Source organism: Labrys sedimenti, from assembly GCF_034424805.1.
In the GTDB taxonomy this organism is placed as follows: Bacteria; Pseudomonadota; Alphaproteobacteria; order Rhizobiales; family Labraceae; genus Labrys; species Labrys sedimenti.
In genome coordinates this window covers 1-15,381 of sequence record NZ_JAXOUF010000031.1, presented here as the reverse complement: position 1 = coordinate 15,381, position 15,381 = coordinate 1, and the positions used below count along the sequence as shown (strand labels likewise).

13 protein-coding genes are annotated in these 15,381 nt (G+C 62.1%); 8 read left to right on the top strand and 5 right to left on the bottom strand.

The annotated features are described in order from the left end of the window. Positions 1-241: 241 nt before the first annotated feature. Complete coding sequence (locus U1R88_RS33170) at positions 242-460, bottom strand: hypothetical protein (protein ID WP_322435160.1); 219 nt, start codon at positions 458-460, stop codon at positions 242-244. A gap of 136 nt (positions 461-596) precedes the next feature. On the opposite strand from U1R88_RS33170, the gene U1R88_RS33165 reads away from it, so the two are divergent. Further along, entirely contained in the window at positions 597-1,046 is a 450-nt protein-coding gene (locus tag U1R88_RS33165; protein ID WP_322435159.1) for a transthyretin-like family protein, read from the top strand. Positions 1,047-1,165: 119 nt separating this feature from the next. Here U1R88_RS33165 and U1R88_RS33160 read toward each other — a convergent pair whose 3' ends face one another. Next, positions 1,166-2,035, bottom strand: coding sequence for a LysR substrate-binding domain-containing protein (locus tag U1R88_RS33160; RefSeq protein ID WP_322435158.1), 870 nt, complete (start codon positions 2,033-2,035; stop codon positions 1,166-1,168). A gap of 133 nt (positions 2,036-2,168) precedes the next feature. Between U1R88_RS33160 and U1R88_RS33155 the strand changes: the two genes are divergently transcribed. Further along, positions 2,169-2,390, top strand: a complete 222-nt coding sequence (locus tag U1R88_RS33155) for a hypothetical protein (RefSeq protein WP_322435157.1) — start codon at positions 2,169-2,171, stop codon at positions 2,388-2,390. A 55-nt stretch (positions 2,391-2,445) separates the two neighbouring features. On the opposite strand, the gene U1R88_RS33150 is transcribed toward U1R88_RS33155, so the two are convergent. Continuing rightward, on the bottom strand, positions 2,446-3,510 hold the full coding sequence (locus tag U1R88_RS33150) for an extensin-like domain-containing protein (RefSeq protein ID WP_322435156.1): 1,065 nt from the start codon (positions 3,508-3,510) through the stop codon (positions 2,446-2,448). 20 nt (positions 3,511-3,530) lie between these two features. Then, complete coding sequence (gene carA, locus U1R88_RS33145; protein WP_322435155.1) at positions 3,531-4,730, bottom strand: glutamine-hydrolyzing carbamoyl-phosphate synthase small subunit; 1,200 nt, start codon at positions 4,728-4,730, stop codon at positions 3,531-3,533. A 245-nt stretch (positions 4,731-4,975) separates the two neighbouring features. Here carA and U1R88_RS33140 point away from each other — a divergent pair, with 245 nt between their 5' ends. Both U1R88_RS33140 and U1R88_RS33135 read left to right on the top strand, forming a co-directional pair. Beyond that, the gene (locus tag U1R88_RS33140) at positions 4,976-5,437 is read left to right on the top strand and encodes a GatB/YqeY domain-containing protein (RefSeq protein WP_322435154.1); all 462 of its coding nucleotides are present in this window, start codon (positions 4,976-4,978) and stop codon (positions 5,435-5,437) included. Positions 5,438-5,512: 75 nt separating this feature from the next. Next, entirely contained in the window at positions 5,513-6,652 is a 1,140-nt protein-coding gene (locus U1R88_RS33135) for an alpha/beta hydrolase (RefSeq protein WP_322435153.1), read from the top strand. Here U1R88_RS33135 and U1R88_RS33130 read toward each other — a convergent pair. Beyond that, positions 6,566-7,582, bottom strand: a complete 1,017-nt coding sequence (locus U1R88_RS33130) for an NAD-dependent epimerase/dehydratase family protein (protein ID WP_322435152.1) — start codon at positions 7,580-7,582, stop codon at positions 6,566-6,568. The two genes, U1R88_RS33135 and U1R88_RS33130, sit on opposite strands and share 87 nt — an antisense overlap. An 83-nt stretch (positions 7,583-7,665) precedes the next feature. On the opposite strand from U1R88_RS33130, the gene U1R88_RS33125 reads away from it, so the two are divergent. The 4 genes from U1R88_RS33125 to rpoD all read left to right on the top strand — a co-directional run bounded on the left by U1R88_RS33125 (position 7,666) and on the right by rpoD (position 14,978). Beyond that, positions 7,666-8,577 (top strand): LysR family transcriptional regulator, encoded by a 912-nt coding sequence (locus tag U1R88_RS33125; RefSeq protein ID WP_322435151.1) that lies wholly within the window; start codon positions 7,666-7,668, stop codon positions 8,575-8,577. 503 nt (positions 8,578-9,080) lie between these two features. Next, positions 9,081-10,364, top strand: coding sequence for a porin (locus U1R88_RS33120; RefSeq protein WP_322435150.1), 1,284 nt, complete (start codon positions 9,081-9,083; stop codon positions 10,362-10,364). 190 nt (positions 10,365-10,554) lie between these two features. Continuing rightward, on the top strand, positions 10,555-12,462 hold the full coding sequence (gene dnaG, locus U1R88_RS33115; RefSeq protein WP_322435149.1) for a DNA primase: 1,908 nt from the start codon (positions 10,555-10,557) through the stop codon (positions 12,460-12,462). A 512-nt stretch (positions 12,463-12,974) separates the two neighbouring features. Beyond that, complete coding sequence (rpoD, locus tag U1R88_RS33110) at positions 12,975-14,978, top strand: RNA polymerase sigma factor RpoD (protein WP_068287452.1); 2,004 nt, start codon at positions 12,975-12,977, stop codon at positions 14,976-14,978. The last annotated feature ends 403 nt before the right edge of the window (positions 14,979-15,381 follow it).

The window sequence follows — 15,381 nt, the reverse complement described above, 5'->3', positions numbered from 1 at the left end:
AGCCGAACAGTGTCGGGGCCGACACGGGTGGGGGCGCGCCCCGGGGGGGGGGACGCCACGGCCACGGATTCTGGGCCCCTGCCGCACTGGGTGGGCCCGACCGCGGTTCGGGCCGACACAGTTCGGCTGCGGCGGATCGAGCGGACCGACTAAACCATTTTGGCGTCTTGCGAAAGGGGCCGAATGCGGTCGGCTGAGGAAAGTGGCGATCGTCGCGGAAATTGTGGGTCGTATGGACGGCTCAGAGCGGCTTGCGGGTGGTGCATTTCGTCGTCTGGCCATTCGGCATGCGCACGATGTGCACGTAGAGCTTTTCGCCGGAACCGAAATCCATGACATAGGTGTCGATCACCCTGCCACCTCGCTTGAGCAGGACGCCACAGCTTTCACTGGCTTGCGTCGCCACAGGCGCTGCCAGCACGACAGCGATGACGAGCAGACGAATCAAGGTCCGAGCCATCGGCAATCCTTTCGAGAAAGGTGTTGCTTGACATCATAGGCGATGATGACGTTGCGTCACTGCGAAAACCGGCCTCGTTCCGCCATCATCGCCCGTCACACGGGTGATTGCCATCGTGCAGCAGAGGAGACGCCGCATGATCGGGCCGCGATTTGCCCTGTTCGCCATCTGCCTGGCATTGGCGGCCTGCCGCCCGGTACCCCCGCTACATCTGGGCGCATCCGCTTCACGGAACGGATTGGACATGACGGGGTTGTTGCTCGATCACGGCAAACCTGTCCCGAACGTGCGCATCCGCCTCACCTCTTCGCATCGGCCGAGCCACAGCATGCTCACCACCACCGATGTTCGGGGAAGGTTCAATATCGATTCATCCGGCCTGGGAGGTACTCGCGATATCCTGCGTATCGAAGCAAGTGGTGAGGACTATCACGCTGCCGGCGAGGTCCCCACCGGTGAATTTAAACTGACCTGTGAGATCGACAGCAACACCGCGTATGTTCCTGATCGCGAAAGCCGCTTCTGGAGCGGTAACGACATCGAATGGAAGCCAGGCCAGTCGATTGGAAAGCTGAACTGTCGGTAACATCGGAGCGCGGACATCCTGTCCGCTCTTCTTCTTTCGGACGCAGCCCGCACTTGGGGAGAGGAGGAGGGGATATCGCGACATGCAAACGTGTCGCTGAGAAGTCCGCGCTCCAAGGTTCAGCGTGCTTGCGCCAGCACGAAGCGCCGAAACGCTGCAACCTTGGGCAGCGCCAAGGCGCCTGGTGGGTAGGCGAGATAATAGCCGTAGCCGAGGGTGACCTGCCGATCGAACAGCGCCACCAGGCGTCCCTGGCGGATCAGGCCTTCGACCACGCTGCCGACGACCAGGCCCACCCCCTGCCCTGCAAGCGCCAGCTCTATCAGCACGTTCTCATCATCGAAGGTTGGTCCGGAGTGCGCCAAAGCCGGATCGAGATGCGCGACGGCCAGCCATTCCCGCCAATCGCTGCGGTCCTGGTCATGCAGCAATCGCGCCCGGGCAAGGTCGGCTGGCTCGACGAGACGCAAGCGCTTGACATAGTCCGGCGCAGCCACCGGTAGCGTGACGGACGGGCCGATCAAGTCCGCCGTCAGGCCAGGCCATTTGCCGAGGCCGCCCCGGATGGCAAGGTCGATCCCCTCGGCCACGATATCCAGCGGCGTCTCGGTATGACGCACCGAAACCTCGATGTCCGGGTGGAGCTCCGCAAAACGCGGCAGGCGCGGTGCCAGCCAGCGGGCGCCGAAGGAGGGCGTGGTAGTGATCGAGAGCAGGCTTTGCGCGCGCCTGATGCCGGCAACCGCCCGCTCGAGTTCACCGAAGGCCGCGACGGCGGCCGGCAGCAATTGCTGTCCGGCGGCGGTGAGCTGCAGGCTGCGGGTGGTGCGTTGGAACAGCTTCGCGCCGAGTTGGTCTTCCAGCACCCGGATCTGATGCGATACGGCGGCCTGGGTGACGTTGAGCATCTGCGCCGCACGCGTGAAGCTCAGCGCCCTGCCCGCCACGGCAAACACGCGCAGGGCCGGAAGGGATGGCAACGTTTCCATGTATTTCACTTACAAGTATAACTTATGAATGAGGTACTATATTCAAGCTGAACTCGTTTGTCGAATGCCCCATTTTTCCCGACAATATGCAGCATTCCGCCAGATTTATGCAACCGGCGAGGAGGTGCTCATCATGATTGATTCTTATCTTTCTGCGGGCCTGACCAGGGGCCTCAGCCTTGCTCTGTCGCCGCAGGCAGCACTGCATGGTGAAGAGCGACGGACCTGTCGAGAAGCAAGCGAGCCACCCAGCCGAACGAAAGTCTCGCTCCTGGCACGCCTCGCCGTATTCATGCGCCTGGCGCGCGCCAAGCCCCTGCCGTCAGGCCCGAAGACCGCCAGCCTCCTTGGCTGAGGGCTGGCCGTCAACGATGTCGGACCTGGAGTGGCGAAGAGCAGAGGAGCGAGTGTTACCGGCAGCTCTTCCAGCGGCCGAGATCCATATGGAAATGGTCCTCGTGATAGCCATCCGAGCCGGGACCCAGCACGACCTGGAACACGCCGCAGGTCACGCCGTGCACCTGCTTCAGGAAGGCCGTCTTGGCGCCCCCACCCTTGAAATCATGGCGGACGGTGATTTCCTTGCCGCTGGCCGTGATATAGCCGGAAATGTCGATGGCATTGCCCTTGGCGTGCTCGGAGAGCTTGGCACCGCGAATATTGTTCATGCCACGGCAGACATAGGAGGCGGCAACCTTGATGGCGACGACATTCTCGCCGAGATATTGCTTGGCGGCGGCCTGCATGCCGGCTTCCCAGCGCACCAGCCCATTGACCATGGCGTAGTCGACGGTCGCGGCCGGCACCAGTGTGGTGCGGCTGCTCGGCCCCAGCGCCATCAGGCGATAAGGCTGTGCAACGCTGCAAGCCCCCTTGACGATTGCCGCTTCCGGCACGGCGCGCGCCAGATTGCTAATGGCAATGCCCGCCCCCGGCATTCCGCCGAGCATGGCGACTTTGGTCTCCGGCGGCGGCGCATTGACACCTGGATTGGTGGTCATGCGGTCATCGATACCACCGGGCCGGCGTACGGGCAGCGGCACGAAGGCATGTGACAAGGTTCCTGGCGGCAAGGCTGCGTCGGGCTTGGCATTCGGCGTGGCGCCAGCCTGAGTGGATGCTCCATCGGGCTCCGGCCCTGCCATGTCGATATCGGTATCCGGACGCTCCGGCGGCAAGGGCGTGTCGGCGGCATAGGCCGACACCACGGGAGAATCATTCGGGCGCGGACGCTCCGGCGGAGTGGGTACGCCGCCATGCACGATGAGGTCCGGCAGGCCCTCCAGCCCGGTCGAAGCCCGGATGGCCCGCATCTGATTGGGCTTGGGCCTGAGGGGCGGCAACGGCTTGGCGTTCGCCGCGGCGATGCTCTTCTGAAAGTAATCCGGCAGGGGAACCAGCGCCCCGTCTGCCGATTGTGCCGACGCAGCGGCGCATGAAACCGTCAAGAAGAGACAGGCGACGCTTGCTCGCATGCACACTGCTCCGGTTGCGATCAGGCGTTGTGTTGCGCAACTGCGGCAACACCATGGCGAGATGCCATGTTTTCGACAAACCGCTTAAAGAGGTAATGGCTATCCTGTGGACCGGGCGAGGCCTCGGGATGATGCTGCACAGAGAAGACCGGCTTGCCGGTGACCGCGATACCACAATTGGAACCATCGAACAGCGAGGCATGGGTTTCGACGACGCCAGCCGGCAGGCTGTCACGATCCAGCGCAAAACCATGATTCATCGAGACGATCTCGACCTTGCCGGTGGTGAAATCCTTGACCGGGTGATTGGCGCCGTGATGGCCCTGCTTCATCTTGGCCGTACGGGCGCCAAGAGCGAGGCCGAGCATCTGGTGGCCGAGGCAGATGCCGAAGATCGGAATGTCTCTTTCGAGCAGCGCCTTGATCGCCGGCACGGCATATTGGCCGGTCGCCGCAGGATCGCCGGGGCCGTTGGAGAGGAAAATACCATCGGGTTCAAGCGCGATGATCTCCTCGGCCGGTGTGGTGGCGGGCACTACGGTGACGGCGCAGCCGGCCGCAGCCAGCAGGCGCAGGATGTTGCGCTTCACGCCGTAATCGATGGCGACCACCTTATATTGCGGCGCCTCCTGCTTGCCAAAGCCCTGCGACCATTCCCAGGTGGTCTGGTCCCAGTCGAAGCGTTGCGCGGTCGTCACCGGGGGCACCAGATCGAGGCCGTCCATCGAAGGAAGGCCGGCGGCCTCGCGCTTCAGAGCCTCGACGTCGAAATTGCCGTTGGGATCGAAGGCGAGCACCGCATTGGGCATGCCACCCTCGCGGATGCGTGCCGTCAGCGCCCTGGTATCGATGCCGGCAATCCCGGCGATGTTACGAGCCTTGAGCCAGGCATCGAGATGGCGGCTGGCACGGTAATTGGCCGGCTCGGTGATCGGCGCATGTAGCACCACGCCCCTCACCCCGGAGGAAGAGGCCATGTTGACCGTCTCGATGTCCTCGTCATTGACACCGACATTGCCGATATGGGGAAAAGTGAAGGTGATGATCTGGCCGGCATAGGACGGGTCGGTAAGGATTTCCTCATAGCCCGTCATCGCGGTGTTGAAGCACAGCTCGCCCGCCGCCTTCGTCACGGCGCCAAGCCCGATGCCTTCGATCACGGTGCCGTCTGCGAGGACCAGGAGCGCGGTTGCCTTGGGTTCCGCCCAGCCATTTTCCATCTGTCTAGTCCTCGCGCTCGCTTGTGTGACGGTCATTTTCATCTTAAGTGCCGGATGAATGGCGGCAGCATACTCGGCTCCGCCCGGCAGTCGCGGCGGAAAGTAGGGGGCGGACGGCTTGCCGTCAACCCTTGGATACACTCGAAATCATCAGCATTTTCAATGATTTGAGGTGATGCCACCAAATATTTCGCTGCCACGTGCCGCTCGGTGAACAATTTTGATTCCAAGAAAGGTAGGGCATCATGTCTCTGCGCGACGATTTCACCACTGCCGTCAAGGACGCCATGAAGGGCGGCGACAAGGCCCGCCTGTCAGTCGTGCGCATGATCCAGGCCGGGCTGAAGGATCGTGACATCGCCGCCCGCGGCGGCGAGCATGACGGCAAGATCCCGGAAAGCGAGATCCTGTCCATGCTGCAGAAAATGATCAAGCAGGCCCAGGAGACGCTGGAGACCGCCCTCAAGGCCGGCCGCGACGAAATGGCCGCAGCCAGCAAGGCCGAAATCGAGATCATCTCCTCCTTCCTGCCCAAGCAGATGGACGTTGAGGAAACCAAGGCTGCCATCGCCGCCGTCGTGACCGAAATCGGTGCCGCCGGCGTCAAGGACATGGGCAAGGTGATGGCCGTGCTGAAGGAGCGCTTCGCCGGCAAGATGGATTTCGGCAAGACCAGCCCGCTGGTCAAGGAAGCGCTCGGCGGTTAAGGACGTCGAAACTCCAGGCTTTTCCGAGACCGGTGTGCCCGCTAGATTGCCGGCCGCTGCAACAATGAGGCCGGCATGGCGCCTTCACCACGCTTCCTGGTTCGGTTTTCGGTGGTTCTGCTCGCTCTGGCCGGCTTGGCGTCCTGCGCCGACCGGCCGGGTGCGTTGATGCTGCATCCGGTCTCGGCATCGGCAGGTATCGGCTCACCAGTCAACGTCCTGGTCGCCACCACCCGCCAGCGTTCCGAAACCGACAAGCGCGACTTCACCGCCAAGCGCAATTTCGGCCTGAGCTACGAAGCCTACACGATCTCGGTGCCGCCGAACCATGTCGCCGGCAATATCGAATGGCCGAAGAAGCCTCCCGGCAATCCGGCCGTCAATTTCGTGGTGACGAATTCGGCCCCCCTCGACCAAGCCCGCTTCGATGCGGCGGTGGTCAAGGACACCAAGGGCACCGGCGAAGTCATCGTCTTCGTGCACGGCTACAATACCAATTATCAGGAAGCGGTCTATCGGGTTGCCCAGCTCGAAAAGGACAGCGGCTTTCCCGGCGCTGTCGTTGCCTTTGCCTGGCCCTCGCTCGGGACCTTGACCGGCTATGTCGCCGATCGCGAGAGCACCACCTATTCGCGCGATTATCTGGAGAACACGCTGAACGGCCTTGCCCGCACGCCAGGCGTCAAGCGCATCCACATCATCGCGCATTCCATGGGCAACTGGCTGGCGGTGGAAACCCTCCGCCAGGCCAGGATCCGCGGCAACTCGGCCTTCCTGCCCAAGCTCGGCGAAATCTTCCTGATGTCGCCGGATATCGACATCGATGTCTTTCGCACCCAGCTCGACACCATCGGAAAGCTGAACCAACCCATCACCGTCGCGATTTCGCGCGATGACCGGGCTCTCGGCTTTTCGCAGCGGCTGGCGGGCGACGTGCCACGTGTCGGCAATGTCCTGATCGACAACAAGAAGGCGCAGGAAGCCATTGCCCATTACGGCCTGCGGGTCATCGACATGTCGGACGCCAAGAGCCTGGATTCGATGAATCACAGCAAGTTCGTCGGCCTGCTGCCTTCGCTGAACCAGATGGCCAAGAACGACGCGGCGGCTGCACGCGGCAATCCGATCTCACGGACCGGACTGTTTGTGGTCAACACGGCCGGCACGCTGCTGCAAACTCCCTTGCGGTTGGGCGAGGCCATCGTCGGGCAGTGATTTTAAAGATTTGAGGAAGCTGGCAGCTGTGGCCGCGATGCCCCGTTCGAGCGGCATCGGCCGGAAGCCGAAATAGCGCTCGAAACTGCTGCCATCGACCAGGAACGGACGGTCGTGCTGATAGGATGTTTCGTTCCACTCCCTTAGAAAGGGCACGAACGAACCCATCAATTTCTGCAGCCAGCCCGGAAGCGCCAGCAAGCGCGGCTTCACGCCGAGCGCGGCGGCGGCCATGCCGATCACCTCGCGCGGGGTGCGCTCCGGGGCGCAAGGCATAATCCAGGTGCGGCCATAGGCGTCCTCCCGGGCATCCGCGAGCAAGATCGCAGCCTTGGCGACATCCGGCGCATAGGCGAAAGCGTGTTGCTCGTCCGGCGCGATACCCAGTTGTGCGGTGCGGCCGGCGGCCAGACGACCGATGGCCTCCTGGCCGAGCACCGACAACGTCACACCGGGACCGTAGAAATCCGGCACGCGCAAGGCTGTGGTCTTCACCGCACTCGCAGCCTGCCATTGGCGCGTGATGGCAGCCCGTACCCTGCCCTTGCGACCGGGCGCATCGAGGGGCGTGTTCTCGTGAAGCGGCCCACGTTGCGGACCGTGCATATAGAGGTCGTCGACAAACACCAGACGCGCCCCGTTCGCCTCGCAGGCTGCCAGCATATTGGTCATCAGCCGGGGCCAGTCCCTTTCCCAGATGGCCGCATCATAGGCGAGGCCGATGGTGCAGATCAGCACATCGTGCCCCTGCAGCGCGGCCGTCAGGTTGGCTCGGTCGAGAGCATCGCAGGCTCGGAACCGCGCGCCGGACGGCAGGTTGGCGGGCTCGCGTCGCTGGGCGACAAACACCTCGCGCCCCTCATCCGAAAGCTGTCGTGCAATGGCGCGGCCGATGGGGCCATAGCCCAGGATCATGATTTTGGCAGACATGGTGCGTTCTCCTTGATGAGGAGACGCTAGCAACGGCTATACCATAATTCCAATGCATGCTTTATATCCAGTATATGCGTGACATGCATTTGAAAGCGATCGATCTCAACCTGCTGACGGCACTCGGCGCCCTGCTTTCCCAGCGCAGCGTCAGCCGTGCGGCGCGCGAGATCGGGCTCAGCCAGCCGGCGATGAGCCGAGCGCTCGATCGCTTGCGCCATCTGTTCAGCGACGAGCTGATGCTGCGCTCGGGCCCGGGCATGGTGCTGACGGCACGTGCCGAAGCCTTGGCGCCGCAAGTGCAGGAGATCCTGGCCGATATCCGCGCCCTCGTCACCGAACCGCTTTTCGATCCCTCCACCGAGCGCCGCACCCTTCGGATCGCTGCGGTCGATTCGCTGACGACCCTGCTCTTTCCCGGCGTGATGGCGCGCCTGCTCGAGGAAGCTCCGCATGTCGACCTGCGAGCGGTACCGATCGGCACGGACGTCGCCCGCCGTCTCCAGAGCGGCGATATCGACCTGACCTTCGCTCTGGCCAACTACGCGCTCGCGGCCGGGACCCACAGCGAGGCGCTGATGGACGACCGCCTCGCGCTGATCATGCGGCGCGATCATCCTGCCACCCGGAGCGGGCCGCTCAGCCTCGCCGCCTATGCCGCCCTCACCCATGTCACCGTATCCGTCTTCGGCGACGGCAGCACCGAGGCGGATGCGGTGTTGGCGGCGGCTGGACTGGAACGGCGCATCGGCCTGACCACGCCGCATTTCACCTCGGCGCTGATGGCCGTTGCCCGGACCGACATGGTGACCGTGCTTTCCAGGGCCTTTGCCCGGCAATTCGCTGAAGCCTTGGGCCTCGTCCTACTGGAGCCCCCGCTCGAGCCAGTCGACCTGAAGGTCACGATGGTCTGGCACGCATCCCGCAAGCATGATCGCCTGCTTGCCTGGTTGCGGGGAATTTTCAAAGAGGTTGCCGCCGAAATGGTGGGATAGCCCATGTTGAAAACCCCTGTCGCCAACCAGGGGCTGCTAAATACAACTCATGGACGATTTTCAGCATCATGGCGTAACGGATGCGTGCGTGCCGAGAATGCATCCTGTCTAGAAGAATGCCGGACCGCTTCGGATCTGGAAAGAACAATTCTCCAGTCTTCAGATTTTTCTCTGAATACCCAGGATTTTTTTGAAATAAATAAAAATACTTCACGAATATAATCAAATTTTACAAATATATATTTTATAAAATCAGTATTTCATAAAATTGTCATAAACATAGATGTGACTTTTTAGAAACACCTCTTAGTTATAAATATGTCACGCCAATCATAAGTTGTGTTTTCTATTGTGAATCCTTCGAAGATTTCGCAAAGACGCCTCGGTTCCCGTCCGGCGGGTGCCCGGTCATGGTTTCGCCTTCCAGGCGAATTGGCTGAGCCCCGACGCCGGAACGGAACCAGCCCAATGCACTCATTCCAATTTGCTCAGTGAGCCTTCAGATGACGATGAAATCTCTCCTCCTCGGCGCCGCGGCCAGTCTTGCCGCTCTTGCCACCGCCCAGGCCGCCGACCTCCCCATGACCAAGGGGGAAGCCGTCGAATATGTGAAGGTCTGCTCCGCCTTCGGCCCCGGCTTCTTCTACATTCCCGGCTCCGACACCTGCCTCAAGATCGCCGGTGAGATCCGCGCCGACTATCGCTTCAATAACCAGAGCGGCGATGGCATTAAGGCCGATACCAAGAATGACTTCGGATCCGACTTCTACAAGCAGAATCGCGACATCCACTCCAGCGCCTTCAACACCGAGGCCCGCATCTCCTTCGATGCACGCACCCAGACCGAGTTTGGCCTGCTGCGTTCATTCTTCCAGATCCGTGGCATCAGCCATCCCATCAACTGGGATTCCACTAAGGATACGTCCGGCAATACTTTCTCGATCAAATATGCTTACATTCAGTTCGGCGGCCTGACCGCTGGTTACGCGCATTCCTTCTTCGGCTTCTACGACCTTGACTTCGGTAACACGGTCTGGGGGCCCTACTATGCGCAATCCAACGTCGTCAACCTGTTGGCCTATACGGCTGATTTCGGTAGCGGCTTCACGGCGACCCTCTCGATCGAAGACGGTCGGGACCATCGCCAGAACGCCTTCGCCAAGAATCAGCAGGGCGGACAGCAGATTCCGGACGTGGTTGGCCAGATCCGGCTGAAGCAGGACTGGGGTTCGGTGGCCGTGCAGGCGGCGGCTCACCAGTACCGCACGGGCGAAGCCGTTCTGCCTCGCGAAAACAAGTGGGGCTATGCCGCTGGCGGCACGTTGCTCATCAACATCCCGGCCATCGACAAGGGCCACTTCGTCATCGAAGGCCAGTATGCTGATGGCGCGCTCGATTATCTCGGCATCGGCTCCAGCAAGCTCAAGGGGCAGGACTTCTTCTTCAACAACAATGGCGGTTTCGACGGCGGCAAGGGCTGGTCGGTGACGGCCGAACTCGGCGGCAATTTCGCACCGCAATGGGGCGCCAACCTGGTCGGCGCCTATATCGACACCACCTATGACAAGTTCAGCAATCTGGGCGATCGCAAGGTCAAGGAATATTCGCTGACCGGCAATGTGATCTACACGATCGTCAAGGGCCTGACGGTTACCGGCGAAGTCACCTATACGCACCAGACCATCGACAATCTGTCCTATGTGCCGGCGGCCGGCGTTGCGGCTATCGCCCGCGACGCCAAGTCGGACTTCTGGATGGGCGGTGTGCGTATCAAGCGCACCTTCTGATCTGGGCGCGAACCATTGATGCATAAGGGAAGGCCCGGTTCATGCCGGGCCTTTTCATGTACCGGCCGACGCACCCGGAAATTGCGCCTGTCTCGCCGATCTGGGGACAATGGGGAAAGATTCGACTCAACCCCTTCCGTGCTAGAGTGGGGCTCTTGCGTCGATAACCATCGTCCTCACATAAGAGCCCATGAAATACCCGCCCTCCCTGCTCGACGAGATCCGTGCCCGGCTGCCTGTGTCGGAAGTGGTGGGCAAGCGCGTCAAGCTCAAGAAGCAGGGCCGGGAATGGCGTGGCCTCTCGCCCTTCAACGCCGAGAAGACGCCGTCCTTCTACGTCAACGACCAGAAGGGCTTCTATCACTGCTTCTCCTCGGGCAAACATGGCGACATCTTCCGCTTCCTGAGCGAGGTGGAGGGTATCTCCTTTCCTGAGGCGGTGGAGCGCTGCGCCAATGACGCGGGCGTCACACTGCCCAAGATGACGGTGGAGGATGTCCGCCGCGAGGAACAGCGCGCCTCGCTGCACGAGGTGATGGAGTTTGCCGCCGCCTTCTTCCAGTCCCGCCTGCAGGCGCGGGAAGGCGCCGCCGCCCGTGGCTACCTCGCCGATCGCGGGCTGACGCCGGCGATCCAGGCCGAATTCGGTATCGGCTATTCGCCGAACGAGAAATTCGCCCTGCGCGATCATCTCGCCGGCAAGGGCGTCGACCGCGACGCCATGATCGAAGCGGGCTTGCTCATCCATGGCGAGGACATCCAGGTCCCCTATGATCGCTTCCGCGACCGCATCATGTTCCCCATCCATGACGTGCGCGGCAAGGTGATCGCCTTCGGCGGCCGCGCCATGGACAAGGAGGCATCCGCCAAATATCTCAATTCGCCCGAGACCTCCCTCTTCCACAAGGGCGCCTGCCTCTACAACCATCACCGCGCGCGCAAGGCCGCCCATGAGAAGGGAGGCGTCATCGCGGTGGAAGGCTATGTCGACGTCATCATGATGAGCGTGGCGGGCTTCGGCCATACGGTCGCCCCGCTCGGCACCGCCCTCACCGAAGACCAGCTCAACCTGCTCTGGCGCATGAGCGAGGAGCCGGTGCTGTGCTTCGACGGCGACAAGGCCGGAAGGCGCGCCGCCTATCGAGCCGTCGACGTGGCGCTGCCGCAGATCGGACCCGGCAAGACCTTGAAATTCGCGCTGCTGCCGGGCGGGCAGGATCCGGACGAACTGGTGCGCAGTTCCGGTGCCACGGCCGTTTCGGAAGTCCTGCAAGGCGCCCTCCCCCTGTCCGACATTCTCTGGGAGAGGGAAACCCAGAGCGCTGACTTTTCGACGCCGGAACGGCGGGCCGCGCTCGAGCGCAAGCTGATGGATGCGCTGGCGCCGATCCGCGACGAGACGGTGCGCAAGCATTATCGCGCGGACATGGACAACCGCCTGCGCAACTTTTTTGCCCCGGCCCGGGCGGCCCAGCCTGGCTTTGCAGGCGGCCCGCAACGAGCCTGGCGCCAGGGTGGCGGCCGGCGCGAAACATCGCAGTCCACGCATCTGGTGACTCCCGCAGTGAGGGAAAGCGCGCGCATGCGGGGCGGCCATGGCAGCATTCCTGCCCGCGAGGCCCTCATCCTGGCCGTCGTGGTGGCCCATCCCTATTTGCTCGACGATCATTGCGAAATGCTGGCAGGGCTCGAATTCGAGAATGTCGAGGCGAGCCGGCTGCGCCAGGCGCTGGTCGACTGCGTGGCGCATGGCCTGCGCGAATCAGTTGCGGTCGAGGCCGAACTAATGATGCAGGGATTCGAGCGTTTGCTCGCCCATATCGCCGCATTGAGCGGCCCAACCCACTTTTGGGTGCGACGGGACGCCGCGTTTCCCGACGTTCGGGACGGATTCGTGCATGCAGTGGCCTTGCATCATAAGAATCGTACGCTACATAAGGAACTCCGGCTTGCTCAGGCGGCCATGGATCAGGACTTCACCGAAGAGAATTGGGCTCGGCTCACCGATATCAAGGCACAGATCGCCGCGATGGAAGGAACCGAGGCGACGATCGAGGGGTTTGGAGCTTCGTCCGGGCGGACTTCGCGGGCCGTGTAGGATCTGTCAGGGTTAACGGCGGATTAGCCATTGCCCCGGTAGTGATAGCGCCAGTTCTTGGAACTGGATTTCGATTCTGGCAGTTGCTGCAAGGCGTTGCATGGGCGAATCGAAGGTCTTTTCCAGGGCGCTGGAGCAAGGCTGCGACAAGTCGGGTGGCTCCGGGTACCGGATGCTGCCCTTTTTGGTGTTGGCAAACGGTTCCATTGGCGGGAATCCCCCGCTGGGTGCAGGGTTTTGGGCTGGAGCTCCCACTCAAGGCCAAGACCATGCACCAAGGCCTTGAAGTTGTTCGGAATTACTCGGGCGAGCCGGCAGGCGAATCTGAGAATTTCCGTATCGGGTTTGGCACAGGGTGCACGGATGCGCCAGTGCTTGCGGGCCGAAATCTGTGGTCCGGGAGAATTGGCAGTCGCCGGGTTCGGCCCGGCAGGGACGTGGTGCGGGATTTCGGAGCTCTACCCGGCGGGCGAGCTGCGAAATCCTGCTTGAGCGAGTGAGGGAAAGCAACGATGGCGAAAAAGGAAGCTGACAAGGAAGAAACGCCGGACACCGAAGCGCCGAGCCAGGACAGCCCCTTGCTCGACCTGTCGGATGCCGCGGTTCGCGCCTTGATCAAGCGCGCCAAGAAGCGTGGCTACGTCACGCATGAAGAGATCAACAACGTCCTGCCTTCCGATCAGGTCGACGGCGACCAGATCGAGGACGTGCTCGCCATGTTCTCCGAAATGGGGATCAATGTGGTCGAGAACGAAGAGAACGAGGAGAACGAGGAGGCTGCCCAGGCCGAGGAGGAGGAAGCTGAAGGCGGCGACCTCGTCGAGGCCACTACCTCTTCGCGCGCGATCGCTTCCACCACCACGGCCAAGGAGCCGACCGACCGCACCGATGATCCCGTGCGCATGTATCTGCGCGAGATGGGAACGGTGGAGTTGTTGTCGCGCGAAGGCGAAATCGCCATCGCCAAGCGCATCGAGGCCGGCCGTGAGGCAATGATCGCAGGGCTCTGCGAGAGCCCCCTCACCTTCCAGGCCATCATCATCTGGCGTGACGAGCTCAATGACGGCAAGATCCTCTTGCGCGACATCATTGATCTCGAGGCGACCTATGCCGGCCCGGACGGCAAGAACCCGCCAGCGGTGGCGGGCGACGGTGAAGCCGAAGGCGGCGAGTCCGAACAGCAGCAGATGGACGACGACGCCTTGCCGCCGATGGACAGCGAGATGGACGAAGACGACATGGAGAACAACGTGTCGCTCTCGGCCATGGAAGCCGAGCTCAAGCCCAAGGTGCTCGAGACCTTCGACCGTATCGCCGACGACTACAAGAAGCTGCGCCGCCTGCAGGACGTGAATGTCGAGAGCCGGTTGCAGAACCGCTCGCTCTCGCCCTCGCAGGACCGCAAGTACAAGAAGCTGAAGGAAGAGATCGTCGTCAACGTCAAGAGCCTCTCGCTCAACCAGGCCCGCATCGATGCCCTGGTCGAGCAGCTCTACGACATCAACAAGCGCCTGATCAGCTATGAAGGCCGCCTGATGCGTCTGGCCGAGAGCTATCGCGTCGACCGGACGGACTTCCTGAAGACCTATCAGGGTTCGGAGCTCGACCCGAAGTGGATCCTGCGTGTCTCCAAGCTCGGTTCCAAGGGCTGGAAGGAGTTCGTGGCCCACGAGCTCGAGACCATCAAGACGATGCGCGAGGATATCCATAACCTCGCGACCGAGACCGGACTCGAGATCACCGAGTTCCGCAAGATCGTGCATATGGTGCAGAAGGGCGAGCGCGAAGCCCGCCAGGCGAAGAAGGAAATGGTGGAGGCCAATCTGCGCCTCGTCATCTCCATCGCCAAGAAATACACCAATCGCGGCTTGCAGTTCCTCGACCTGATCCAGGAAGGCAATATCGGCCTGATGAAGGCGGTCGACAAGTTCGAGTACCGCCGCGGCTACAAGTTCTCGACCTACGCCACCTGGTGGATCCGGCAGGCGATCACCCGCTCGATCGCCGACCAGGCCCGCACCATCCGCATCCCCGTGCATATGATCGAGACGATCAACAAGATCGTGCGCACGTCGAGGCAGATGCTGCACGAGATCGGCCGCGAGCCGACCCCGGAGGAACTGGCCGAGAAGCTAGCCATGCCGCTCGAAAAGGTGCGCAAGGTGCTCAAGATCGCCAAGGAGCCGATCTCCCTGGAAACCCCGATCGGCGACGAGGAAGATTCGCATCTCGGCGACTTCATCGAGGACAAGAACGCCATCCTGCCGATCGACGCGGCCATCCAGTCCAATCTGCGCGAGACCACCACGCGCGTGCTGGCTTCGCTGACCGCCCGTGAGGAGCGCGTGCTGCGCATGCGGTTCGGCATCGGCATGAACACCGACCACACGCTGGAGGAAGTCGGCCAGCAGTTCTCGGTGACGCGCGAACGCATCCGCCAGATCGAGGCCAAGGCCCTGCGCAAGCTCAAGCATCCGAGCCGCTCGCGCAAGCTGCGGAGCTTCCTCGACAATTGATCCTTCCGAGGATCGCTCGACAAACAAAAAGCCCTCCGTGCCTGGCACGGGGGGCTTTTTGTTTGTCGAGCGATGGTTGCCTGCGAGGACCGGCCAGCGCGGCAGGCGGCTGGGACCGCGGACGTCCCGTCCGCTCTTGGAAACGCCCCGCTTGGGGATAGGAAGGGGCGGACGGGACGTCCGTGGTCCCAGCCTCGGTGCTCCCCACGCGACATGGTCTGACAATGAAAAGGGCTTCCCAACTATGGTCGGGAAGCCCTCAGACTGCTGACAAACCAGTAGCGTTTGTCAGCAGTTTTTGATTCACTGGGTCATGTTGAAGAAGCCCGGCCCCGAGCAGACAGCGATCGAGATGGTGACGCTCGATACGCTTGTTCCCAAAGATCATCTGCTGCGCAAGATC